Below are 22789 nucleotides of genomic sequence, written 5' to 3'. Positions count from 1 at the left end.
CGACGCCATACACGGACCAGTCTCTAAAACCTATAGCCAGAGAACGATTCACGTCCTTGGTCCTTTCGGCCATGAACAATCGCGCTCTGTACAAAAACATCTTGCATAGACCATCCGGTCGGTCAATTATTTAAATCGATCCAAAACAACACTGACAAGCGACCGAATCTGATCAATCCGATCAATTTCGTGAATCGCCTTCTAAACGCATGGAATAGAGCCTGATCGCTTCGTTTCGACGCGAAACAGAACGATCAGGCTCTGGTCCGCATCGCAACTTGGCCGCGATTGCCAAGCGCAACTGCTTGACGGGAGAATGGAATGACGCGCTTCTTCGAGACGCATCGCGAGATGCTGGACAAGGCCCTGCAGGCCGCCCGCGAACGTGGCTATTGGAGCCCGTATCCCGAAGCTCCGAGTGGCAGGATTTATGGCGAAACTGCGAAAGACGACGGCGAAGCAGCGTTCACAGCGCGCCTCGGGAATCTCTTCGATCTGTCCGGTCATCCGAGCAACGGCAAGGTCGTCGGCAAGGAAACGTCGCCCTACGGCCTTCCGCTGGAAATCACCTATCCCGCCGCCGATATCGCGCAGTTGATCAGCGGTTCCAAAGAAGCCGGTGCCGGTTGGGCGAGTGCAACAGTCGAAGATCGCGTCGGCGTTTGCCTGGAGATCATCCACCGCATCAACCGGCGCAGCTTTGAGATGGCCAACGCGGTGATGCACACGACCGGACAGGCATTCGTCATGGCCTTTCAGGCTGGCGGGCCGCACGCGCAAGACCGCGCGGTAGAATCCGTCGCCTATGCCTACGCCGAGATGAGCCGCAACCCGGCTACCGCGGTTTGGAGCAAACCCCAGGGCAAGCACGACCCCATCGTTCTCGACAAGCAGTTCCGGATCATGCCGCGCGGCATCGCCGTTACAGTCGGCTGTGCCACCTTCCCGACCTGGAACGGTTATCCCGGAATCTTTGCAAGCCTGGCAACCGGCAACAGCGTGATCGTCAAACCGCATCCCAGCGCCATTCTGCCGCTTGCGCTATCTCTGGACATCGGACGCGAGGTTTTACGCGAAGCCGGGTTCGACCCAAACGTCCTTCTCCTTGCCGCCGACGAAGCGGGTGCGGAAATGACCAAGGACTTGGTCCAGCATCCGGACGTCGAGATCGTGGATTTCACCGGCTCCAACGCCTTTGGTCAGTGGATCCGGGCGAATGCCGGCAGCAAGCTGGTCTATACTGAAGAGGCCGGCGTGAATTCAGTCGTGATTGCTTCGACTGACAACTTCAGAGGTCTGTGCGGCAACATTGCCTTTTCTCTTTCGCTGTACAGCGGCCAGATGTGTACTGCGCCGCAGAACATCTACGTGCCGCGTGAAGGCATCGAGACGGAAGATGGACACAAGTCCCTGGACGAAGTGGCCCAAGGTCTCAAGACTGCCATCGACAAGCTGCTGGGCGATCCAATGCGGGCGTCAGGTATCTGTGGCGCCATCGCCAATCCGGTGACTATCGAACGGGTCAAACAGGCTGGGACCCTCGGCGAGATCGTACGCGCGTCCGAGCCGATCGAGGGACAGGAAGCTGCCCGCACGGCAACGCCCATGCTTTTGAAGGTCGATGCTGCCCAGAGTGATACCCATCTGGAAGAACGCTTTGGCCCGATCTCATTTATCGTGGCTGCTGATTCTTCCGATGACGCTATCGCGCGCGCTGCCGCCTCGGCCAGGAACAAGGGTGCCATCACGGCAGCCGTTTACGCCACAGACGACGCCACCCTGGACAAAGCGGCCGATGCCTTTTCACATGCCGGTGTCAGTTTGTCCTGCAACCTCACGGGCAACATCTTCGTCAATCAAAGCGCGGCTTTCAGCGACTATCATGTGTCGGGAGCCAACCCGGCGGGCAATGCCTGCCTGACCGACGCCGCTTTTGTCGCCAACCGATTCCGGGTCGCGACGATCCGGCGGCCTGCGGCAGCTTAATCGAAGCCACATTAAGGCACGGCTTCGATAGCGTAGCTGTCGAAGCCGATATCGCCGGTCCAGCCCCAGATCGCCAGCAAAGGCTCGCTTCGTGTATTCATAGCGTGCCAATGCCCACTGGGGTGATGGATGAAAGATCCAGGCGACCGGGGTATCGCTTCCGATCCGCCCAGCTGCCAGTCAGCGGTACCACTCAGCACCAGATAAAGTTCATCGGCGGCATGAGCATGTCCCGGATAGAAAAGATCCGGCATCTGCAGGAAGAGACCCAAGCGGCAATGATCGCAAAACACCAATCCATCGGGTCCCAGCAGTTCGACCACTGAAAGCCGCGATCCAATGGGCTCGGGAATGCGCTCAAAGCTCGGTGAATACCAGACGAGACTGTTGCGAACCCGCGCGATCTCATTGAGCAAAGGATGATGGGCAGATGCATGAGCGGCCATCATATGGTCAAGAATCTCGCCGGTGGGTCCGGGTTCGTGAGGTGGTTTCGTAGAGAGCTGCTGAGAGCTCCGCAGAGCGCTGGACAACTCGACCGTCATCGGTCCGGACTGGCCATCGTACACATCAGCGATCGCCCGCAGGAACCTTTTCATCTCTCCCACACACCCTTCTGATCCGCGAACGAGTTTTACGGCTCGTCGCCCGACTTTCCGAAGACCTGCGCAAGTACAAGCAGGCTTGTCGAAACAATAATCATAATTGTGGAAATGGATGCAATAGTTGGATCGATCTGATCGCGCAACGCGTTGAACATATTGCGGGTCAGGGTGGAATTCTCGCCGCCGGAAACGAACATGGCAACGATGACTTCGTCAAAAGAAGTCAGGAACGAAAGCAGTGCGGCGGTGATCACGGAAAAACGGATCTGCGGCAGAGTGATAACCATGAAGGCCCGGAAGCGCGATGCCCCCAGACTGCGGGCCGCCATTTCCTGATTCATGTCGTAACTCTTGAGCGCCGAGCTCACCACAACCACCACCAGCGGAATCGCAAGAATGGAGTGCGCCAGAACAAGGCCCAGCAGTGAATTGACCAAGCTGACCTGTACATAGACGTAAAAGACGCCGATCGCTACCAGGATCACCGGCACCATGATCGGCATGACGAGGATTAGAAAGATCAGACTCGCGATCCGCATCCTGGACACAAAAAGGCCGTAAGCGGCCATCACCCCCACGGGCGTCGCGACCAGCATTGTGAAGATCCCTGCCTTCAGCGACGTGAATGTCGCCTGCATCCATTCGGGCGAGCCCAAATAGTGATCGTACCAGCGCAGCGACCAGACTCGCGGAGGAAACTCCAGATACTGGGAGTCCGAAAAGGACATGGGAATGACGATGATGGTCGGCGCCAGAAGGAATGCCATCACCAGCCCGGCCAGCAGATAGAGCCAGAGCCGCCCGCCATGGGTGATCTGGGTTTCCGATGCGGGCTCCCCCAGCCATTTCATGAGACTTGCCATTTCATGATCCGTGTCCTCCACCCAGCAGCTGATCGAACCGCAGGACGCGCGACGCAATCCCCAAAATAACCAGGGTGAGAACAAGAAGCACCACACCCAGCGCGCTGGCGGCCCCCCAGTTGAAGAACAATTCGATATTGGTCGCGATCCGCATCGAAACCATAATGACCTTGCCGCCGCCAAGAACCGCAGGCGTGACAAAGAAACCGAGACACAACACAAAGACAATCAGCGCGCCGGCAAAAAGACCCGGCAGCGAGAGCGGAAAGAACACTCGCCAGAACGCCTGCGCCGGACTGGCCCCCAGATTGGCGGCGGCTTTCATATAGTCCCGGTCGATCGCTTTCATGGAGCCGTAGACCGGCAGGATCAGGAACGGCAGCATGATATGCACCATGCCGATCAAAGTACCCGTCAGGTTATGGACCAGTTTTATCGGCTCGTCCCACAAACCGATATCCATGCCCCACTCGTTGATCAGACCCCGGCGCTGCAGCAACACCAGCCAGGCATAGGTGCGCACGAGCAGCGAGGTCCAGAAGGGCAGCAGCACGGTGATCATGCAGAGGTTCGCCGCACGCCTCGGCAACTGTGATAGAAAGTAAGCCAGCGGATAGCCGATTAGAATGCAGATTCCTGTGGTCAGCAGGCTGACCTCGAAGGTGTTTCGGAAGATCCGCGCATAGGACTTGCTCTCCACCATGCGCTGATAGTTTTCCAGCGTGAAGTTGCCGTCCTCGCCCAGAAACGACAGCCAAAAAAGCCAGCCAACCGGCAGAACCATGATGATCAATACGAGCAGCAGCGCCGGCGAACAGAGCCCAAACAGGGCGAAGCGCTCGCGCAGGGCGTCCTGCTTTAGTTCGGTTTGATTGGGCTGAGTAGCCAGGGATCCAGCCGAGCGCAGGACGAGATCGCTCATCGCTTAAGGCTCCTCGGCCGAAATCAACACTGTGTCGTCGCGGTGCAGCGCGAGCTGGATGACATCGCCAATGGCCGGCAAAGTCGAGACCGTGTCCCGCCGCGTCATGCCCCGCAGACTGATTTCCGTGCCGTTTTCGAGTACCGTATACATCAGGAAGCTGTCGCCCTGATAGACCATCTCCCGCACGCGCGCCTCAAAACGGTTGGCCTCGCCGTCGGCGGCTTCGCTGTCATTGGTGATGAGCTGCAGGCGCTCCGGACGTAGCATCAGCAGCAGGTCCTCTCCTGCCTCGGGCATCTGCGCGACCTTCAGGGATTGGTCACCAAACCGGGCAACGCCCTGCTGCACGGTCACCGGCAAAAAAGTCGATTCTCCAATGAAGTCGGCAACGAACCTATTGGCCGGTCGCTCGTAAATTTCTTCGGGCGTGCCAAGCTGCATAACACGGCCATGATTGATCACCGCGATCCGGTCCGACATGGTCAGAGCTTCGCGTTGGTCGTGGGTGACATAAACGGTTGTCATGCCGAGTTTGTCGTGCAGGCGGCGCAGCTCGATCTGCATCTGCTCGCGCAGTTTCTTGTCCAAGGCGGACAGCGGCTCATCCATCAGGAGAATGCGCGGTTCGAACACGATCGCCCGGGCGAGCGCAACACGTTGACGCTGGCCACCCGAAAGCTGATCGATGCGTCGTTCGCCATATCCGGCGAGTTGAACCGTCTCAAGGGCCTGCTCGGTACGTTCCACCATCTCCTGTTTGGAAACGCCCCGAAGTTTCAGCGGAAAGGCGACGTTCGCCGCCACGGACATGTGAGGAAAAAGGGCATAGTTCTGAAACACCATGCCGACATCTCGTTTATGCGGTGGCGTCCGGACGATTTCCCGCTCGCCAAATTTTACACTGCCGTAATCCGGCCGGGTAAAGCCGGCGAGCACCATCAGTAAAGTTGTTTTTCCAGAGCCCGAAGGGCCCAACAGGGTCATAAATTCGCCGCTGCGCACATCCAGGTCGACATTGTCGAGGGCGAACACCGCGCCGTAGCTTTTGGTCGCGTCGCGAATCGTTATGGGCAACGCCCCTCCCGTCAGAGTGGTCTCGCTCAAAATAAACCCTCTCACTCTTTCGTATCAAAAAGGGGCGGCGTAATGACACCGCCCCTTATCATCGATGATCCGGCCTATTCGGTCACCAAATCCTGATACATCGCCGAGGCTTTCTGCTCGAACTTGGCGTACCAATCGATGTCGACCGGCAGCTGCAGAGAGGCGTTGTCCGGATGCGACGGCAGTTTCCTGGCAACTGCATCATCGATCTTGCCAATCTCGTAGGCTTTCTTGTTGGTCGGTCCGTAGGTGATGTAGTTCGGCAGATTGGCTTGATACTCCGCCTTGCTGATCTCGGCCAGGAACTTCATCGCCGTGTCTTTGTTGGGCGCTCCCTTGGGAATCGCAAAGCAGTCATAGTCGAGCAGGGCCTGATTGAAGCTGTAGGCTGCTTTGGCGCCATCATCGATCGCAACATCAAAACGCCCGTTCCAGCCGGTGGTCATATCGACCTCGCCGTCCTTCATCAACTGAGCATGCTGCGCGCCGGAGCTCCACCAGACGGCGATATGCGGCTTCAACTCACGGATCTTGTTGATCGCCCGCTCCATGCCCTCTTCGGTCGAGAGCACTTCGTAGACCTTCTCAGGCGGAACACCGTCTGCCATCAGGGCCGGTTCGAGTGCACCCGCAACCTTGCCTCGGTACGCACGCTTGCCGGGGAACTTCTCCACATCCCAGAAGTCGGCCCAGTTTTGCGGTCCCTTGTCACCGTAGGTCGCGGTATTCCAGGCGTAGACCGTCGAGAAGACATCGCCGCCGACACAGTACTTCATCTTAAGGGTCGGATAGAAGGTCGACACATCGATAACGTCATAGTCGAGAGGCTCGAGCAGGCCCTCGGCCCCCGCGCGTGACGCACTGCCGGAACCGCTGGCGACGATATCCCAGGTCATCGCGCCGGCCTTAACCTTCAAGCGCACATCGGACATGCCGCCATAGGTCTCTTCCGTGACGTTGATGCCCGTCGCCTTGGCTGCCGGTTTGAAGAGAGCTTCACTCTGCGCCTTCTGATAGGATCCGCCCCAGGACGCGACAGTGACCTTGTCCGCCGCCGTCGCACCCGACGCCAATCCACCTGCCGCAAAAGCCACTGCAACAGCCGCAATCCCGGTCCTGCTGAGAATCGCGCGCCTCGACTGACCGCTATATCGTTTTTCACGTCCCATAGTAGTGCCTCCTCATCTTTCGCCTGTTTTTACCTTATGCCGGTCTGTCGTTGCTCTTCAAAACGCGGAAGGCTGCAACGGCAGCACGGATGCTTGTTTGAGGTTCTCAGTTTACGACGTCGTAATGGTCTGGCGGGAAGGGCCATTCTAAACAATTTAGAATACCAATCGGTGAGAACCTAATCGCTTTTTACTGATTCCGATGAGACCTATCGCAGTCTAGAGCAGGTTCGGGTCAGACGAATTCACTCTGGGTAATCCGTCTCACCCGGTGAATCGACTCTAACCACATGATCCGCTCGTGACCGCGCGTCAGCTCCGAGCATCTCGCCAGCGGTAGTACATGACCGAAGCTCCCAGAAACCAGGGATTGCCGCTGTAAAAGGGGCGGGTCTGAAAGGTCAGCTCGTCGAAACCGGTCCGGCCCTCCTTGAGTCCCAGCAACTTCTGCCCGGTCCGCATGCCGAGATAACTCGCCATAGAAACACCGGAGCCACAGTAACCCATGGCATAGTAGAGGCCGTCTTTTTGCCCGATGTGCGCCAACTCGTCGAAAGTGTAGGCGACGAAACCGACCCAGGAATGACTGATCTTCCTATCCGCCAATTCCGGAAAAATGCCGGCCATGGCTTGGTGCAGCTTGGGTCCGCTGGTATGCGGGTCGGTTTCGTTATGCGAAACCCGTCCCCCAAAGACAATCCGACTGCGGTCCGGCGAAGGCCGGTAATAGTAAACCACCTTGCGTGTATCGCTGACGACCCGGTCCTTGGGCATCAGGCGGTCCATCAAGGCCGGCGCCAGAGGTTCCGTTGCGATAACGTAACTGCCGATGGGGATCACACGTCGGCGCTGCCAGGGCGTCACGGACCCGGTATAACCGTTCGTTGCCACGATCACGTCGCGGGCGATCAGGCTGCCGCGGGATGTTGTGACCTGGAATCCCCCGCTCTGGCGTTCGACCGAGTTCACCGCGCAGTGTTCGATCACGCTGGCGCCGGCCTCAAGCACGCGATCCAGCAGCCCCTGATGATAGCGTCCAGGGTCAAGGGACGCGTGCTTGGGAAAGACCACGCCGCCGTAATAGGCATCGGTGCCGAGCTCGTCACGCTGTTCGCTCCGCGGCACGAGTTCTGCCCCGATCTCGAGGCCGGGGACATCATGACCGACCTCGACGGCCAGGGCTTCGTACTGCGCGAGTGAATGCGCCGCATGAAAGCGCCCCGGGACCTTGAAACAGCAGTCGATTCTCTCCCGGCCCACGAAATCCTGGATCCAGGCTAGGGCGTTGTGCCCCTCCTTCATGATCGCAAAGGCGCGGTCGCGGCCGTATTTTGCGCTCAGACTCTCCAGGTCAGACTTGACGCTGGTGCTGATCTGGCCACCGTTGCGCGTGCTGCAGCCCCAACCAACAGCCTCCGCGTCCAGCACCACGGTATGACGTCCGGCACGCGCCGTCTCCAACGCCGCGTTCAGGCCAGTGTAGCCGGAACCGATCACCACCACATCGGCCGTCTTCGGCAAATCCAGCGCGCCGAGATCTGGTCGTGGCGAGTCTTCCCACCAATAGGGATCGGTCTTGAAGTCTTCGGTGAAAAGATTTGAACTCACGGGCACCCTCACCAGTGGCAGAACGAAATCTGCGGACCAAAATCAATTCGTCATTCAACAGCCGACTGGACTATCAGTCCAGCGTGCTGATCTGATAGTCCGCTGCCTCGAGCCAGGCATCCGAGATCTCGACGCCCCAACCCGGTGCATCCGGGATCGTTACCTTGCCGTCCGTGATATCGTAGGGCGATTTTTTGTAGAGCCCTTCCTGCCAAGGGTAATAGTCCGGTCCTTCGATCGAGAACTCCAGATATTTCCCGGCGTTTGGAATGGCCCCCAGCAGGTGCATGGTAAAAAGTGTCACGAGCGAGAGGTTGGCACAGTGAGGGGTGCAGGGCAGCCCCGCGGCCTCCGCCATCTTTGCCACCCGCAGCGTTCGGGTCATACCGCCGAGATAACAGACGTCGGGCTGAATGATATCGACCGCGCGCATAGCGATCATCCGGCGCCAGGTCACGAGATCGCAGTCCTGTTCGCCGCCGGTTACGTCGACGTCGAGTGCATCGGTGACTTCTTTTGTCTGCTCCAACTCCCAATAAGGACAGGGTTCCTCGTAGTGCGAGATGCCGTTGGCTTCGAGCATCCGGCCGACCTCGATGGCGCGCTTTGGTGAGAAACCGCTGTTGGCGTCCACCAGCAAGGTGATGTCATCGCCCATGGCCTTGCGCAGAGTAGGAACGATCTCCTCAGTCCGGCCGGGCCACTCGTCGATATCACGGCCGCACTCCGCAGCGACCCGGAACTTGAAGGCGTCGTAGCCATGGTCATCTCTCAAACGAAGCAGACGGTCAGCCTCCTGCGCCGCCGTGACATCGCGCTTCATGGAAGAGGCGTAGACCCGCAACGGCCGCGGCGTGCCACCCATAAGCTCGCAGACGCTCTTGCCTGCAAGCTTGCCATGCAGATCCCACAGCGCGGTATCCAGTCCGCCAATTGCGCGGCGCAGGTAGGAACCCGGAAACTTATGTTCGCGCTCGGGGATGATATCGACGAGATAATCGATGTCGTGCGCATCCTGATCAAGGGCCCAAGGCGCTACCTGACGATGGAGAACCAGCGACGAGATATCGGCATTGTAGGTCGAGACCTGTCCCCAACCCTGCGCGCCATCGTCCGCTGTCACCCGGACAAAACCGACAAATTCCGTTGAGAAGGTCTCGATAGATTTGATTTTCATCTGAACGCGTCACCGTTTCTCGAAATTAGCAAACAGCTTCATAGCTTATTCCTCAAGATATCGATATGACTGTGAATTGGACTGGAGATAAGATCCATTTTAAATATTCTACAATACCACTTAACTCAAAAGCAGAATGCTGGTCGATATGGTCAAACGAAGCGGCGGCGCCCTGCTCCTTTCCCTGCACATCGACCGGGAATCCGGACGCCTGGTTACCAGCCAGGTTTTCACCGCGATCCGCGACATCATCCTGTCCGGCGGTCTCAGTGCAGGTGAGCGCCTCCCCGCAAGCCGCACTCTGGCCAAGGATCTCGGGATCTCCAGAACGACGGTGATCGAGGTTTTCGAGCGACTGGCCGCGGAAGGCCTGATCGAATCGCGCACCGGTGCCGGTACTTTCGTCAGCGAGGCTCTCAGGGACAATCGCCCGGCTGTACCGCCACCGCCCGCCGGACCGGAAGATCAACAGACCAGCAAGCCTCGCCTGTCGCGCTCAATTACCAAAGCCTCGGAGATGTTCTTTGAACGCCTGCCTCATGAACCGCGTGCCTTTACCACGGCGATGCCAGCCTTCGACGCCTTTCCCCTGGCGCTCTGGTCGCGACAGATGTCCAAACACTGGCGCGATCAGCGCAACATTGTGATGGGCTACAGCGATCCACACGGTTACTTCCCCCTACGCCGCGCCATCGCTTCCCATCTGCGGGCCAACCGCGGCATTGCCTGCGAGCCCGAACAGATCTTTATCGTCGGCGGTGCCCAACAGGCCTTTTATCTGATCGGCAGCGTGTTGCTCGATCCGAATGATAAAGTCTGGTTCGAAAACCCGGGTGCGATCGGCGCGCGCAACAGCCTGGTCGCCTGTGGCGCCAAATTGATTCCGGTTCCGGTCGACGACGGTGGAATCATGGTCGAAGACGGCCTGCATCTGGCACCAGACTTTCGCCTCGCCTTCGTGACCCCGGCGCACCAGCAGCCGCTGGGGTCAACCATGACTCTGGAACGGCGGTTCGCTTTGCTGAAGGCCGCGGAAGAGGCGGACGCCCTGATCATCGAAGACGACTACGACGGCGAATTCTGCTATGGCGGACACCCGCAGCCAACCTTGAAGAGCGTTGATGCCACCGGTCGCGTGATCTACGTCGGTACCTTCAGCAAAACCCTCTTCCCCGCCCTTCGTCTGGGTTATTTTCTCTCCCCTCCGGCCCTAGTCGAGGTATTCAATAAAGTCACCAATGCCTTCGTCCAGGGCGTGCCCTCCAGCAACCAGGCGGTCGTCGCGAGTTTCATGGAAGAAGGCCACTTCGCCGCACATCTCAGGCGCATGCGTAAGATCTACGCGGAACGGCACCAGGTGCTTTGCGACAGCGCCAAAGCACATCTGGATGGTCTGCTCGAAGTTGTCCCGACCGATACCGGCCTGCATACGATTGGCCTGCTGCCGAAGTCTATTTTGGAAGACAGTGCAGCCGCAGCAGCCCGCGAGCAGGGCATTACGGTGACGCCGATTGAACGCTTTTCGATCGCACCGACCCACGGCAACGGACTGGTCCTGGGTTTCAGCGGCATCACGCCACCGGAAATCGTCGCAGGTGTCAAAACCCTTGGGCGCGTGCTCGAAAAACTCAAACAACAGCCGCGCGCCACGGCGGCCCATGGAATGGTATGAAGCATCATCTAAAATGGACCTGACGGAACGCAGGCTGCTCGAATAGTCTGCGGCTTTGGATCACGGGAACAATCTAGGCTGCTAAAGTGCCGACAAGCCCAAGAATGGACTACGACTACATCATCATCGGTGCCGGCTCGGCCGGCTGCGTTCTGGCGAATCGCCTGAGCGAGAACGGCCGGTATCGCGTACTGGTGTTGGAAGCCGGCGGCAGCGACCGGCGCTTCTGGATCCAGATGCCGATCGGTTACGGCAAGTCGTTCTACGACAAAAGCGTCAACTGGATGTACCGGACAAACCCGGATCCGGGTCTTGCCAACCGCGAGGGGTATTGGCCGCGCGGCAAGGTAATCGGCGGTTCTTCCTCCATCAATGCCATGGTCTACATTCGCGGTCAGGCCGAGGATTTCGATACCTGGAAGGAGCTCGGCAATCCCGGCTGGGGCTGGCAGGACGTTCTGCCCTATTTCAAAAAATCGGAAGACAACGCCCGCGGCGCCGATCAATGGCGCGGGACGGGCGGACCGTTGCATGTTGCCGACGTCTCCGAGCACGTGCATCCCTTGAACCAGGTCTATATCGATGCGGCCCACGAAGCCGGCCTGAGGCGGAACGACGATTTTAACGGCGAGAGTCAGGAAGGCGTCGGCCTTTATCAGATCACCACGCGCAACGGGATCCGAATGTCGGCCGCGCGCGCCTTTCTGCACCCGGCCATGACGCGCGTGAACCTGCGGGTCGAGAGCAAAGCCCACACAACGCGTATCCTGTTCGAGGGCAGAAAAGCCATTGGTGTCGAGTACCGCAAGAACGGCCAACTGCATCAGGCTCACGCCGGCCGTGAGGTCATTCTTTCCGCAGGCTCGATCAACTCGCCGCAGCTACTGCAGCTTTCCGGTATCGGTCCAGCCGAGGTCCTGAAGCCGCTTGGTATCGAGGTCTTGCAGGACAGCCCCGCAGTTGGCCGGAATCTACAGGATCACCTGGGTGTCGATCACCTCTACCGCGCTCGCAAGCCGACCCTCAACAACGAGCTGCATCCCTGGCACGGCAAACTCTGGGCCGGCATGAAGTATCTGTTGCTGCGCAGAGGCCCGCTGTGCCTGAGTGTCAACCAGGGTGGAGGTTTCTTCCGCACCCGGCCGGACATCGAACGCCCGAACATGCAGCTCTACTTCTCGCCGGTCAGCTACATCAAGGCGCCGCCAGGTAAAAGGCCGCTGATGAGCCCCGATCCCTATCCGGGCTTTCTGCTCGGTATCTCGCCCTGCCGCCCGACCAGCCGAGGCTACCTGCAGATTCGCGCCAGTGATCCGACGGTCTATCCGGAGATTCATCCAAACTCGCTTTCCACCAACCACGACGTGCAAGAGATGCTGGAGGGCGTGCGCTTTCTGCGCAAGCTCGCCGCAACAGCGTCCCTATCCGCACTGATCGAGGAGGAACTTCAGCCCGGGACCGGAGTCGAAAGCGACGAAGCCATGATCGAGGACATCCGCCAACGCAGTTCGACCGTGTTTCACCCGGTCAGCACCTGCCGCATGGGTTCCAATCCAACGCAGAATGTGGTTGACCATCGGCTAAAGGTGCACGGGCTCCAGAATCTTCGGGTCATTGACGCTTCGGTCTTCCCATCAGTGACTTCAGGCAACACCAACGCGCCGACGATCATGGTTGGGGAAAAGGGCGCCGATCTGGTCCTGGAAGACGCATAGAGCCAATCAGTCCCGCAGACTCTCACCCAGTATCCACCTGACTTCCTGCTCCAAGGTGTCTGCAAATGCAAGTGCCAGACGGGACAAGGGCTTGTGCATTGGTGTGAGGACTGCTGCACGGTAGTTGATGCTCGGCTTGAAAGGCAGGAACCTGATTTTGGCATTTTGCGGCCGGTTAACCTTATATATCCAGGCCGAGAGCGGGCTCATGACAGCGTAGCCCAACCCCTCTTCAACAAAGACATACTGTGCGGCCGCATTCTGCATTTCAAAGCGCGCATTGAGAATAACCCCCGCCGCCTCGAAGAGTTCGCGCAGACGCCGCGAAATAAAGTGATCGGATAGAAACAAGGCGGCAGGACGCCCGTCGAGATCAGCGGGTGTAAGCTCATTCAGATTCGCCAATGGATCGGAAGTCGAGACCGCGCAGACACAGTCCATCTCAATCACCGAAGTGTTTACCAGGGGTGAACCGGAATCATATTCGGCAAATCCGATGTCGAACTGCTGCGACGCCATTCGCTCGAACACCAGACCGGAAGATTGACTGACCAGAGTCACACTGACGTCGGGCCGGTCGCGCACAAAACGGCTGATCAGGCGCGGAATGAGAAATTCGGCATGAACCGGCATGCTGGCAACCCGCAGGTGACCTGCTTCAAGGGTGCCCGCCTCCCGCATGGTCCGCTGCAGGGAGTTCAACCGCGTCAGGATTTCCCGCGTTTCGGCATGAAGAAAATGCGCCTCCGGCACCGGGTGCAGTCGCCCGCCACGCCGCTCGAACAGCTTGTATCCAACGTCTTCCTCGAGTCCTGCAATCTGCGAACTGATGGCAGGTTGAGTGCGTCCCAGGTTGCGGCCGGCCTTGCTGACCGAACCTGTCAGCATAACTTCGTTGAAGACTTCCAGCTTTCGAAGGTCCATTTGCCCTCTCCTTAGGCAATAATTATAAGAAAAATCTATCGATATAGAGAAATTAATAATTTGATATTATATCCATACTTTCTAAGATCGATGAAAGTAAATTCGCGGCCCACAGGGCTTTGTCGTCACTAGACGATCGGGCTCACTAGAACCTCATGGGTACAGCGATAAAGAGGACGGGTGAAAATTGAGACCGGTGCTGGGGGGCGCCAAAGGCAAATCCCCAAAAGAGATCCAATTATAGGGTCCATGATCCGGTTTAGACATTCCCAAGCGCGGGAAAGGCGACTAGCCTGATTCCCACACTTGAGAAGGGACCGGACTTTGTGCGCACTTTCGGGTGGGCCAATGCCTGATAATTGTCAGGTCAGAGTCCGGCTCAAAACAAAATGCATAAAACGAGGAGGCTCAAAGTGAAACTCAAAAGCAAACTTTTCGCGGCAGCAATTGCGGCGACCATGCTGGGCGGCGCAGCAGTTCAAAGTCAGGCGCAGGAGATGAAGTTCTTCCGCATCGGCACGGGCTCTGCCGGCGGCACCTACTTTCCGATCGGTGGTTTGATCGCCAATGCGATCTCCAATCCGCCGGGCGCTCGGCCCTGCGACAAGGGCGGCAGCTGCGGCGTTCCTGGCCTGGTCGCCATCGCCGTTTCGAGCAACGCGTCGGTCGCGAACGTCAACTCGATTCAGGCAGGCCAGCTGGAAGCCGGTTTGGCCGGTGCGCAGACGGTTGTCGAAGCATTCAACGGCCGCGGCAAATTCGAAGGCAATGCCAAAGACAAACTCCGGGTTATCGCCAATCTCTATCCGGAAGATATGCATCTTACCCTGCCCAAGGGCGCATCACTCGCATCAATTGGGGATCTGAAGGGTAAGCGGGTCGGCATCGCACAGGCCGGCTCAGGAACTCAGGTCACTGTCGAACAGATTCTCAAAAGTTACGACATCGGCCGCGACGATTACGAGGCGGCGGAACTGAACAATAATCAGTCAGCACAGCGGCTCGCAGATGGACAGCTCGACGCCTACTTCTATGCGATGGGCACACCCAGCTCGGCGCTTGTTCAGCTTGGCTCCACCAAGGGTTTCGAACTCTACAAGTTTACCGAAGCCGAACAGACCGCCATCAATAAGATGATCCCTTACTATGTGCCGTCTCTGATCCCGGCCGGCACCTACGAAGCGGTCGACTATGACGTACCGACAGTTGCCGTCAACGGCCTGCTCGTGACCTCAGCAGACCAGCCGGACGACTTCATCTACGAAGTCACCAAGGCTCTTTGGAACGACAACTCCAGAAAGCTGCTGGATAACGGTCATGCCAAAGGCAAGGTCATCCGCCTCGAGACCGCGCTGAAAGGCGTACTGACGCCCCTGCACCCGGGTGCCGAGCGTTTTTACAAAGAACAGGGCATGATCAAATAATTCTTTGATCGGTCTTTTCTTCGCAGAGGACTGACCGGCGGCCTGCTCATCGAGAACATCCGTGGCAGGCAGCCGGTCACCCTGCGACCCGAAAATCATTAAGAACAAGATTGGCGGCCAACCGCCTGGAGCGCGATCGCTCACGACGGCAATCGTCGGAAGCTTGAGTCGTTCTCTCACACTATGAAGCAGGGGCTGATCCGCACTTTTCTTTGAAGTTAAGAAAAGCGCTCAGGCTCTCCCCGCAGGGAGTCCAGGGATATGGCGCAGTTCGACGTCAAAAAAGCGGAGGAACTGGAGCGGCAGTACGATTCGGGCCTGCAGACCCGCATCGTCGCTCCTTGGCTGACGAAATTCGTTGTCGCCTTCTCGGTTATGTTTGCCCTCTACCACTATGTGACTGCCGGAACCGGAGTGCCAGTCGACTATTGGCACATGGGCTTTCACATGTCCGGTGTCATGATCCTCGTCTTCATCGGCTTCCCCGCAATTCGCAGCAGTATGGACGGCGTGCTGCTGCCGCCAAGCTTCTGGCGCTTCGCAAACGTACCGATTTATGACTGGCTCCTGATCGGCTTCGGCATTGTGGCTGCGCTTTATGTAGGTTGGACCTGGCACGGCCTCGATCTCAGCCCGATCGGCATCGACTTTTCACTGCCGGAGCAGGTTCTCCGGCAAGGTGCACCCCATCTGCTCGACATCATTATGGGGACGATCCTTATCGTCGTGCTGCTGGAGGCCGTGCGCCGGACCCTCGGCATCATCGTCCCGATCATCATCATCGTCTTCACCTGCTATGCCATCTTCGGCAAATACATGCCCTTGCAGATCCTCAAGCACCCCGGGGTCGGTTGGGCGCAATACATCAACAATATGTACTTCCCGTCCGAGGGCATCTACGGCGTGACCCTCTGGATCGTCTCAACGGTGGTCTTCCACTTTGTGCTGTTCGGCGTACTCGCCCAGCGCATGGGCCTGGGACAGTTCTTCGTCGACATCGCAACCGTCGTGGCCGGCCGCTACACGGGTGGTCTGGCAAAGGTCAGTGTCGTCTCCTCCGCCTTCTTCGGCACGATTTCCGGCTCCTCGATCGCCAACACAGTCTCGACCGGTTCTCTGACCATCCCCAACATGAAAAAGATGGGTTACCCGGGTCATCTGGCAGGAGGTGTCGAAGCCGCAGCGAGCGCCGGCGGACAGATCACACCGCCGATCATGGGCGCGGCAGCCTTCGTCATGGCTGAATTTCTGGAGGTGCCCTACACCACCATCGTGCTGGCCGCCATTGCGCCCGCCGCCATGCACTATATCGGCGTACTCTGCATCGTCCATTTCCAGGCGCGGCGTCTGGGCTTGAAGGGACTGCCAAGCGAAGAGATTCCCAAGCTCCTGGCCGTACTCAAGCAGGGCTGGCCGACGGCAATCCCATTGGTGATCCTGATCTATGTTCTCTTCTCCGGCTACTCGCCTCATATGGCTGCCTTTTGGGGAATTACCTCAGCTGTGGTCATAGGCTTCGTGAACCCGATGCACCGCATCACCGTCCGCGACCTGATCGAGGGCTGCCTCCTGGGTGTGAAGTACGCGCTGGCCGTCGGTGCCGTCTGCGCCGCCATCGGGATCGTGGTCGGCGTGGTCAACACCACCGGGCTCGGATTTCGGCTCGGCTTTCTGGTGACCAACAGCGCCCAGACCATCGCCGAGGGTCTCCATCCGCTGATCGCCTACGTTCCCTTCACTGATTTCAGCGTGATGAACATCACACTTTTCGTTTCGCTGATCATGATTGCCATCACCTGCATCCTGATGGGGGCAGGTTTACCGACCACCGCCCTATACATCATGCTGGCAACGGTCGCACAGCCGGCACTGGCCAACCTGGGCATACCGCCGCTGGCATCGCACCTCTTCGTGCTCTACTACGGCGTGATATCGGAAATCACGCCTCCAGTCTGTGCCTCCGCCTACGCGGCGGCAGGGATCGCCGGCGCCAACCCCTTCAAAACAGGTGTCTCCGCCTTCTCGCTGGGAATCGCCAAATTACTCGTGCCCATGGTCTTCGTCTATTCACCGGCCATGCTGATTGTTTTGCCGGAATACTTCACCTGGGCCGCATTTCTGGAGACAACTCTGACCTGTGCGATTGGCGTGGTGATGATGGCGATCTCGGTTTCGGCCTACTTCATCGCCCCTCTGCCGGGTCCTTTCCGCATTCTGATCGCACTTGCAGGCATCTTTATGATCGCCCCAGGCTTTGAAAGCGATCTCTGGTCCCTGGCCTTCGCGGCGCCGGTGCTGATTCAACAGCTTGTCGCCCGCCGGCACATGCCGCAGTCCGGCGAGGCCATGGATGCCTGACATTAATAGCAGCCAAATAAAGAACTGAGCCTTCGATGACCGAGCGCGCGGAGTCTAAACAGGAGATGGAAATTCCCTGCCTTGTCATAGGCGCTGGCATCGTCGGACTCTGCACTGCCATCTCGCTTCAGGAACGCGGCATTCCTGTCACGCTGATCGACCCCGAACCACCGGCAGAGGCAGCGTCTTACGGTAACGCGGGCGTCCTCTCCACTTGGTCCTGCGTCCCCCAGTCAATGCCGGGCGTTTGGAAATCGGTTCCCAAATGGCTGCTGGATCCGGACGGTCCGGCAAAAATCCGCTGGACCCACCTGCCGTCGCTGCTGCCCTGGATTATCGCCTTTCTGCGTGCTGGGCGGATCGAACGGATCCCGGCCATCGCCGACGCAATGCTGGCGCTCAACCAGCCGACCATTGAGCTTTACCGCCGCCACCTGCAAGGCACCGGCAAAGAACATCTGGTCCGCGATTCGAACTATGTCTTCGTTTACAGGGATCCGGCAAAAGCCAATCTGGACGCCCTTGAATGGCGCATCCGAGACGAACGCGGCACGCCGCTGGAACGGATCGAGAACGGTGCACTGCGCGATCTGGAACCCGATATCTCGGAAGACTACCGGGCGGCCATCCTGGTAAAAGGACAGGGGCGTGCCACTGACCCCGGCGCTATCGGCAAAGCGCTCGCCGAAAAAATAACACGGCAGGGCGGCCAATTTTTGCGCGGCAAGGTCCGGCGCCTGATTCCGCAAGACAACGGCTGTTTTCACGTCGAAGCCGACAACAGATCGCTTGCGGCCGCCAAGGTCGTTTTGGCCGCCGGCCCCTGGTCCGCCACTCTATTGAAGCCGCTTGGCTTTCGTCTTCCGCTCGAGGCAGAGCGCGGTTATCACATGATCTTCGCCGACCCTGATGTGGCGCTGAACAACTCGGTCATGGTCACTGACAGCAAGTTCGTCGCCAGTTCCATGGATATGGGCCTGCGATGCGCGGGAACTGCCGAATTCGCCAAGCTGGACGCCCCCCCCGACTACCGGCGCGCCGAAGTCTTCAAGCGGCAGGCCAAACGCCTGCTGCCCAAACTCAACACTGAAACGACCGACGTTTGGATGGGGCAGCGCCCCTCCTTTCCCGACAGCTTGCCGGCGTTGGGTCCCTTGCCCGGCTTGGAGAACCTGACGATGGCTTTCGGGCACGGACATCTGGGTATGACCGCCGCGCCCATGACCGGGCGCATCGCCGCAGCTCTTGTCGCTGGAGAGCCGCCAAACCTCGATCTCACTCCCTACAGTCTGGAGCGTTTTCAATGAGCGCGGTTCCGACAGGCGGGCGCCGCCGTGTCTAGGTCCTTCGATGCCATCGTCATCGGCGGCGGCATGGTCGGCGCCGCGACTGCTTTCGGACTGCAGCGTCTCGGGATGAAGACTGTCATGCTCGACGAAGGGGATACGGCCTTTCGCGCCGCGCGCGGCAACTTTGGACTGGTCTGGGTTCAAAGCAAGGGTATTGATTTTCCCTCTTATGCGCGCTGGACAGAAACCTCAGCTTCGCATTGGCAATCGCTCTCCGACGAGATCAAAGAGATCACGGGCATCGAGACCGGCTACGACCGTCCCGGCGGCTTCGACATCTGCCTCTCTGAGGAAGAACTCACAGCCCGAGAAGACAAGTACCGCCGCCTGTCACAACATTCCAATAGCTTTCGCTATGAAATGCTGGGTCCGGAAGAACTCCGCGAGAGACTGCCGGGCCTGGGGCCCGATGTCGTCGGTGGCGGCTTCTCGCCCAACGACGGGCATGCCAATCCGCTCTATCTGCTACGCGGCCTCCACACGGCCTTTGCGGCAAAGAGCGGAACCATCGAGATGGAGGCGGGGGTTACTGCCATCGGCAACAAAAGCGGCGTATTTGCGGTTACGACGCCCAAGGGTGTGTTCAAAGCCCCGAAATTGGTTCTCGCCGCTGGCCTCGGTAACCGTCCACTTGCTCCCATGGTGGGACTCGACGTTCCGGTGGAACCTTTACGTGGCCAGATCATGGTGACCGAGCGGCTGCAGCCCTTTCTGAACCACCCAATCTCAACCGTACGCCAAACGGTCGAAGGCAGCGTCATGTTGGGTGACTCCCATGAGGACGTCGGTTTCGATAACAACACATCGGCCGCAATCATGCAGGAGATCGCGGATCGTGCCGTGCGCAAGTTTCCCGTCCTGAAGCGGGCGCAGATCGTGCGTACCTGGGGTGCACTGCGCGTCATGACGCCGGATGGTCATCCAATCTATGCCCAATCCTCCAGCCAACCAGGCGCCTTCACTGCGGTTTGCCACAGCGGCGTGACCCTTGCAGCAGGCCATGCTTACGCCTGGGCTGAAGCCGTCCGGGACGGCGCTATCCCACCGGAATTGATGGCCATGAACCCGGAGAGGTTTAGTACAGAGAGGGTACCCGATGCGACGCATTGAAGCCGTCGACCGGTCGATCGTGAAAATATTCTTCGACGGTCAATTGATCGAAGCCTACGAAGGCGACAGCGTTGCGGCGGCTCTCTTATCGACCGGCATGAAGTCAATCCGAGATACTGCCGTCACGGCAACTCCACGCGGCCCTTTCTGCATGATGGGAGTCTGCTTTGATTGCCTGGTCGAGATTGACGGCCTACCGAACCGGCAGGCCTGCATGATCCAGGTGTACGATGGCATGGTCGTGGAGCGGCAGTCCGGTGCCGCCGCAATCGCGTCAGACAGCCCGTCGCACAACAAACAATCGACGGGCAAACAATCGTCGGGCAAGACATGAAATCCCATGCCCAAATCGCTGTCATAGGCGCAGGGCCGGCTGGATTGGCCGCGGCCACGAAAGCATCGAGTCAGGGTGCCGATGTCATCCTATTCGATGAACAGCCTGCCCCAGGCGGGCAGATCTATCGCGCGGTTGAAAGCGCAACAGCCGCGCAAAAGAAAGTACTCGGTACAAGCTATGCCCGGGGAGAAGGCCTCGTCCGCGCCCTTCGCGAATCCAGTGTCGACTACCGGCCCGCCTCGACGATCTGGCAACTGACAGCCGAGCGGGAGATTGGAGTCTCCAGAGACGGCGCCGCCGGAATTGTAACGGCCGATCGTGTCATCGTGGCTGGCGGTGCGATCGAGCGCCCCTTCCCGATTCCCGGTTGGACTCTGCCCGGCGTGGCCACAGCGGGGGCAGCTCAGATTCTGTTGAAATCCTCCGGCCTCGTCAGCGAAGGCGCCATCTTCGCCGGCAGCGGGCCTCTGCTTTATTTAGTGGTGTCACAGTACCTGCGCGCCGGGCTCCGTCCCGCCGCACTGATCGACACCACACCGCGCAGCAACCGATGGCCGGCCCTGAAAAAGTTTGCCGCTGCGCTCAAACGTTGGGACCTTCTGGTTGAAGGCGCCGGCTGGATGCGCGAGATTCGCCAGGCTAGCATCCGGGTGGAGCGGGCAGCAAGCGACCTCGCAATCGAAGGGTCGGATCATGCCGAAGCCATCGTCTTTCATGACGGACATGGAAAACCGCAGCGCATTACCGGTGACCGCATTTTTCTGCACCAGGGGGTCGTGCCGAATGTCAACCTGACCATGTCTGCGGGTTGCCGGCACCATTGGAATGACCGGCAACTCTGCTGGGTACCGGACGTTGACCGCTGGTACGGTTCGTCGCTACCCGGTATCTCGATTATCGGCGACGGCGCGGGAATCGCCGGGGCTGTCGCCGCCGAGGCGGCGGGGCGGATTGCAGCCATCGGTGTGCTCCAAGAGTTAGGGTACTCGGACGCGCCCACGGCGGATAAACAGAGCGAACCTCACCGCCGCAAACTCGCTCAGGAGAACGCCATCCGGCCGTTCCTGGACCTCTGGTTCCGGCCCAATGACGCGCATCGCATTCCCGACCGACCCGAAACCATCGTCTGCCGCTGTGAGGAAGTCACTGCCGGCGACCTGCGCCAGGGCATTGCCCTCGGTGCGCCAGGCCCAAACCAGCTCAAAGCCTTTTGCCGGGCCGGCATGGGTCCCTGCCAAGGTCGAATGTGCGGCCTTACGGTCACCGAACTGCTCGCCGCCGAGACCGGCAAAGATCCGGAGGCCGTTGGCTACTACCGGCTCCGCCCGCCCGTGAAACCGCTCACGCTGGGTGAGCTCGCAGCATTGCCGATATCAAAAGAGTAATCATCAAGCCATCGGCCAGGTATCGCCGACCCGATAGCCCTCCGGCCAAGGATCGTCAGGATCCAGCATATGCTGATGCGTACCGGTGATCCATGCGCGGCCGGCGATGGACGGCACGATTGCCGGGTGGTCTCCAAGAAGCGTTTCTTCCTCGATCCGGCAATCAAAGCGCGAACCGATAATCGAGCGGCCGATAAATCCTTCGCCTAGTTTTAGCTGCCCCTTGGCTTGCATGACCGCAAGCCGGGCCGAACAGCCGGTCCCGCAGGGCGAACGATCCAGTTTACCCGGTTTAATCGCAACTGCGTTGCGCCCGTGCTGACCATCATCCTGCTGCTCCAGCGGGGCGGCAATCTGGCAAAAGGAGATGTGATTCCAATCACTGTTTTCCGGATGACTGAATCCGAGCTGTTCGTTGGCCGCGTCGGTGATTCGCACGCCAGTCTCAGAGATCTCGCGCGCCTCGTCCGGCGTGATGGCAAAGCCCAGCGCCCTGGCATCAACGATGACAAAGCTGTCGCCGCCGTAGGCGGTATCGACGCTCAGAGTTCCCAACCCCTCAACCTCCAGCTTCGCATCCAACTTGTCGGCGAAGGAGGGCACGTTGCGGACCGTGATGCGTTCCGCCTTGCCGTTGCGGCAGTCTGCAGTTACCTCGACCAGGCCGCCCGGCGCCTCCAGGACCAGTTGGGTCTGCGGTTCGGTCATGGGCACGATACCGCTGTCGAGCAACACAGTGGACACGCAGATCGAGTTGGAACCGGACATGGGCGGTGTGTCCGCAGGCTCCATGATGATCCAGGCCATGACCGCACGGGGATTCTTCGGCGGGACCAACAGGTTCACGTGGCGAAAGACCCCACCCCTGGGCTCGTTGAGAACAAAATTCCGAAGAGTCTCGTCTTTCGCGATCCAGCGCGACTGCTCCCAGACCGTCTCACCCGGTGGCGGCATTACGCCACCGACGATGACGTCGCCGACTTCTCCTTCGGCATGACAGCTAACGACGTGAATGACTTTGCTCGAACGCATAGCGGCCCTGACTTTTGGTGGTTAAGGTTGATTCACGTCTTTCACT

At 59.1% G+C, this 22789-nt stretch carries 18 protein-coding genes; 9 read left to right on the top strand and 9 right to left on the bottom strand.

Going from position 1 to position 22789, the window contains the following annotated elements; all coding sequences use genetic code 11:
* The first annotated feature begins 321 nt into the window (after positions 1-321).
* A complete protein-coding gene (gene paaN, locus QMZ18_RS05645) occupies positions 322-1986 on the top strand; it encodes a phenylacetic acid degradation protein PaaN (protein WP_282605247.1) in 1665 nt (554 codons plus the stop codon).
* An 11-nt stretch (positions 1987-1997) separates the two neighbouring features.
* On the opposite strand, the gene QMZ18_RS05640 is transcribed toward paaN, so the two are convergent.
* The 7 genes from QMZ18_RS05640 to QMZ18_RS05610 form a co-directional block, all read right to left on the bottom strand.
* Positions 1998-2585, bottom strand: coding sequence for a dimethylsulfonioproprionate lyase family protein (locus QMZ18_RS05640; protein WP_282605246.1), 588 nt, complete (start codon positions 2583-2585; stop codon positions 1998-2000).
* Positions 2586-2620: 35 nt separating this feature from the next.
* Positions 2621-3454, bottom strand: a complete 834-nt coding sequence (locus QMZ18_RS05635) for an ABC transporter permease (RefSeq protein WP_282605245.1) — start codon at positions 3452-3454, stop codon at positions 2621-2623.
* Position 3455: 1 nt separating this feature from the next.
* Positions 3456-4376, bottom strand: coding sequence for an ABC transporter permease (locus QMZ18_RS05630; RefSeq protein ID WP_282605244.1), 921 nt, complete (start codon positions 4374-4376; stop codon positions 3456-3458).
* Between the two features lie 3 nt (positions 4377-4379).
* Entirely contained in the window at positions 4380-5483 is a 1104-nt protein-coding gene (locus tag QMZ18_RS05625) for an ABC transporter ATP-binding protein (RefSeq protein WP_282605243.1), read from the bottom strand.
* Positions 5484-5557: 74 nt separating this feature from the next.
* Positions 5558-6652, bottom strand: a complete 1095-nt coding sequence (locus tag QMZ18_RS05620) for an ABC transporter substrate-binding protein (RefSeq protein WP_282605242.1) — start codon at positions 6650-6652, stop codon at positions 5558-5560.
* A gap of 312 nt (positions 6653-6964) precedes the next feature.
* Complete coding sequence (locus tag QMZ18_RS05615; protein ID WP_282605241.1) at positions 6965-8260, bottom strand: FAD-binding oxidoreductase; 1296 nt, start codon at positions 8258-8260, stop codon at positions 6965-6967.
* Positions 8261-8333: 73 nt separating this feature from the next.
* Positions 8334-9437 carry a mandelate racemase/muconate lactonizing enzyme family protein gene (locus tag QMZ18_RS05610; RefSeq protein ID WP_282605240.1) on the bottom strand — a complete coding sequence of 368 codons (1104 nt, stop codon included), beginning with the start codon at positions 9435-9437 and terminating at the stop codon, positions 8334-8336.
* Between the two features lie 148 nt (positions 9438-9585).
* Here QMZ18_RS05610 and QMZ18_RS05605 point away from each other — a divergent pair, with 148 nt between their 5' ends.
* On the top strand, positions 9586-11109 hold the full coding sequence (locus QMZ18_RS05605) for a PLP-dependent aminotransferase family protein (RefSeq protein ID WP_282605239.1): 1524 nt from the start codon (positions 9586-9588) through the stop codon (positions 11107-11109).
* Positions 11110-11213: 104 nt separating this feature from the next.
* Entirely contained in the window at positions 11214-12824 is a 1611-nt protein-coding gene (locus QMZ18_RS05600; protein WP_282605238.1) for a GMC family oxidoreductase, read from the top strand.
* Between the two features lie 6 nt (positions 12825-12830).
* On the opposite strand, the gene QMZ18_RS05595 is transcribed toward QMZ18_RS05600, so the two are convergent.
* Positions 12831-13748: a LysR substrate-binding domain-containing protein gene (locus tag QMZ18_RS05595; RefSeq protein ID WP_282605237.1), complete on the bottom strand. Its 918-nt coding sequence runs from the start codon at positions 13746-13748 to the stop codon at positions 12831-12833.
* Between the two features lie 413 nt (positions 13749-14161).
* Here QMZ18_RS05595 and QMZ18_RS05590 point away from each other — a divergent pair, with 413 nt between their 5' ends.
* The 6 genes from QMZ18_RS05590 to QMZ18_RS05565 all read left to right on the top strand — a co-directional run bounded on the left by QMZ18_RS05590 (position 14162) and on the right by QMZ18_RS05565 (position 21711).
* Positions 14162-15172 carry a TAXI family TRAP transporter solute-binding subunit gene (locus QMZ18_RS05590; RefSeq protein WP_282605236.1) on the top strand — a complete coding sequence of 337 codons (1011 nt, stop codon included), beginning with the start codon at positions 14162-14164 and terminating at the stop codon, positions 15170-15172.
* A 261-nt stretch (positions 15173-15433) separates the two neighbouring features.
* Positions 15434-17530, top strand: coding sequence for a TRAP transporter permease (locus QMZ18_RS05585; RefSeq protein ID WP_282605235.1), 2097 nt, complete (start codon positions 15434-15436; stop codon positions 17528-17530).
* A gap of 35 nt (positions 17531-17565) precedes the next feature.
* A complete protein-coding gene (locus QMZ18_RS05580; RefSeq protein ID WP_282605234.1) occupies positions 17566-18837 on the top strand; it encodes an FAD-binding oxidoreductase in 1272 nt (423 codons plus the stop codon).
* A 27-nt stretch (positions 18838-18864) separates the two neighbouring features.
* Positions 18865-19989 carry an FAD-binding oxidoreductase gene (locus QMZ18_RS05575; RefSeq protein ID WP_282605233.1) on the top strand — a complete coding sequence of 375 codons (1125 nt, stop codon included), beginning with the start codon at positions 18865-18867 and terminating at the stop codon, positions 19987-19989.
* On the top strand, positions 19976-20323 hold the full coding sequence (locus tag QMZ18_RS05570) for a (2Fe-2S)-binding protein (protein ID WP_282605232.1): 348 nt from the start codon (positions 19976-19978) through the stop codon (positions 20321-20323). Before QMZ18_RS05575 ends, QMZ18_RS05570 begins: the two co-directional genes overlap by 14 nt.
* Positions 20320-21711, top strand: coding sequence for an NAD(P)/FAD-dependent oxidoreductase (locus QMZ18_RS05565; protein WP_282605231.1), 1392 nt, complete (start codon positions 20320-20322; stop codon positions 21709-21711). Before QMZ18_RS05570 ends, QMZ18_RS05565 begins: the two co-directional genes overlap by 4 nt.
* A gap of 3 nt (positions 21712-21714) precedes the next feature.
* Here the strand turns inward: QMZ18_RS05565 and QMZ18_RS05560 are convergent, their stop codons facing one another.
* The gene (locus QMZ18_RS05560) at positions 21715-22743 is read right to left on the bottom strand and encodes a proline racemase family protein (protein WP_282605230.1); all 1029 of its coding nucleotides are present in this window, start codon (positions 22741-22743) and stop codon (positions 21715-21717) included.
* Positions 22744-22789 lie beyond the last annotated feature (46 nt).

Source organism: Pelagibius sp. Alg239-R121, from assembly GCF_947331435.1.
Taxonomy (GTDB): Bacteria; Pseudomonadota; Alphaproteobacteria; order Kiloniellales; family Kiloniellaceae; genus Denitrobaculum.
Note: the sequence above shows the minus strand (reverse complement) of the source record. Positions and strands in the feature narration are given on the sequence as shown.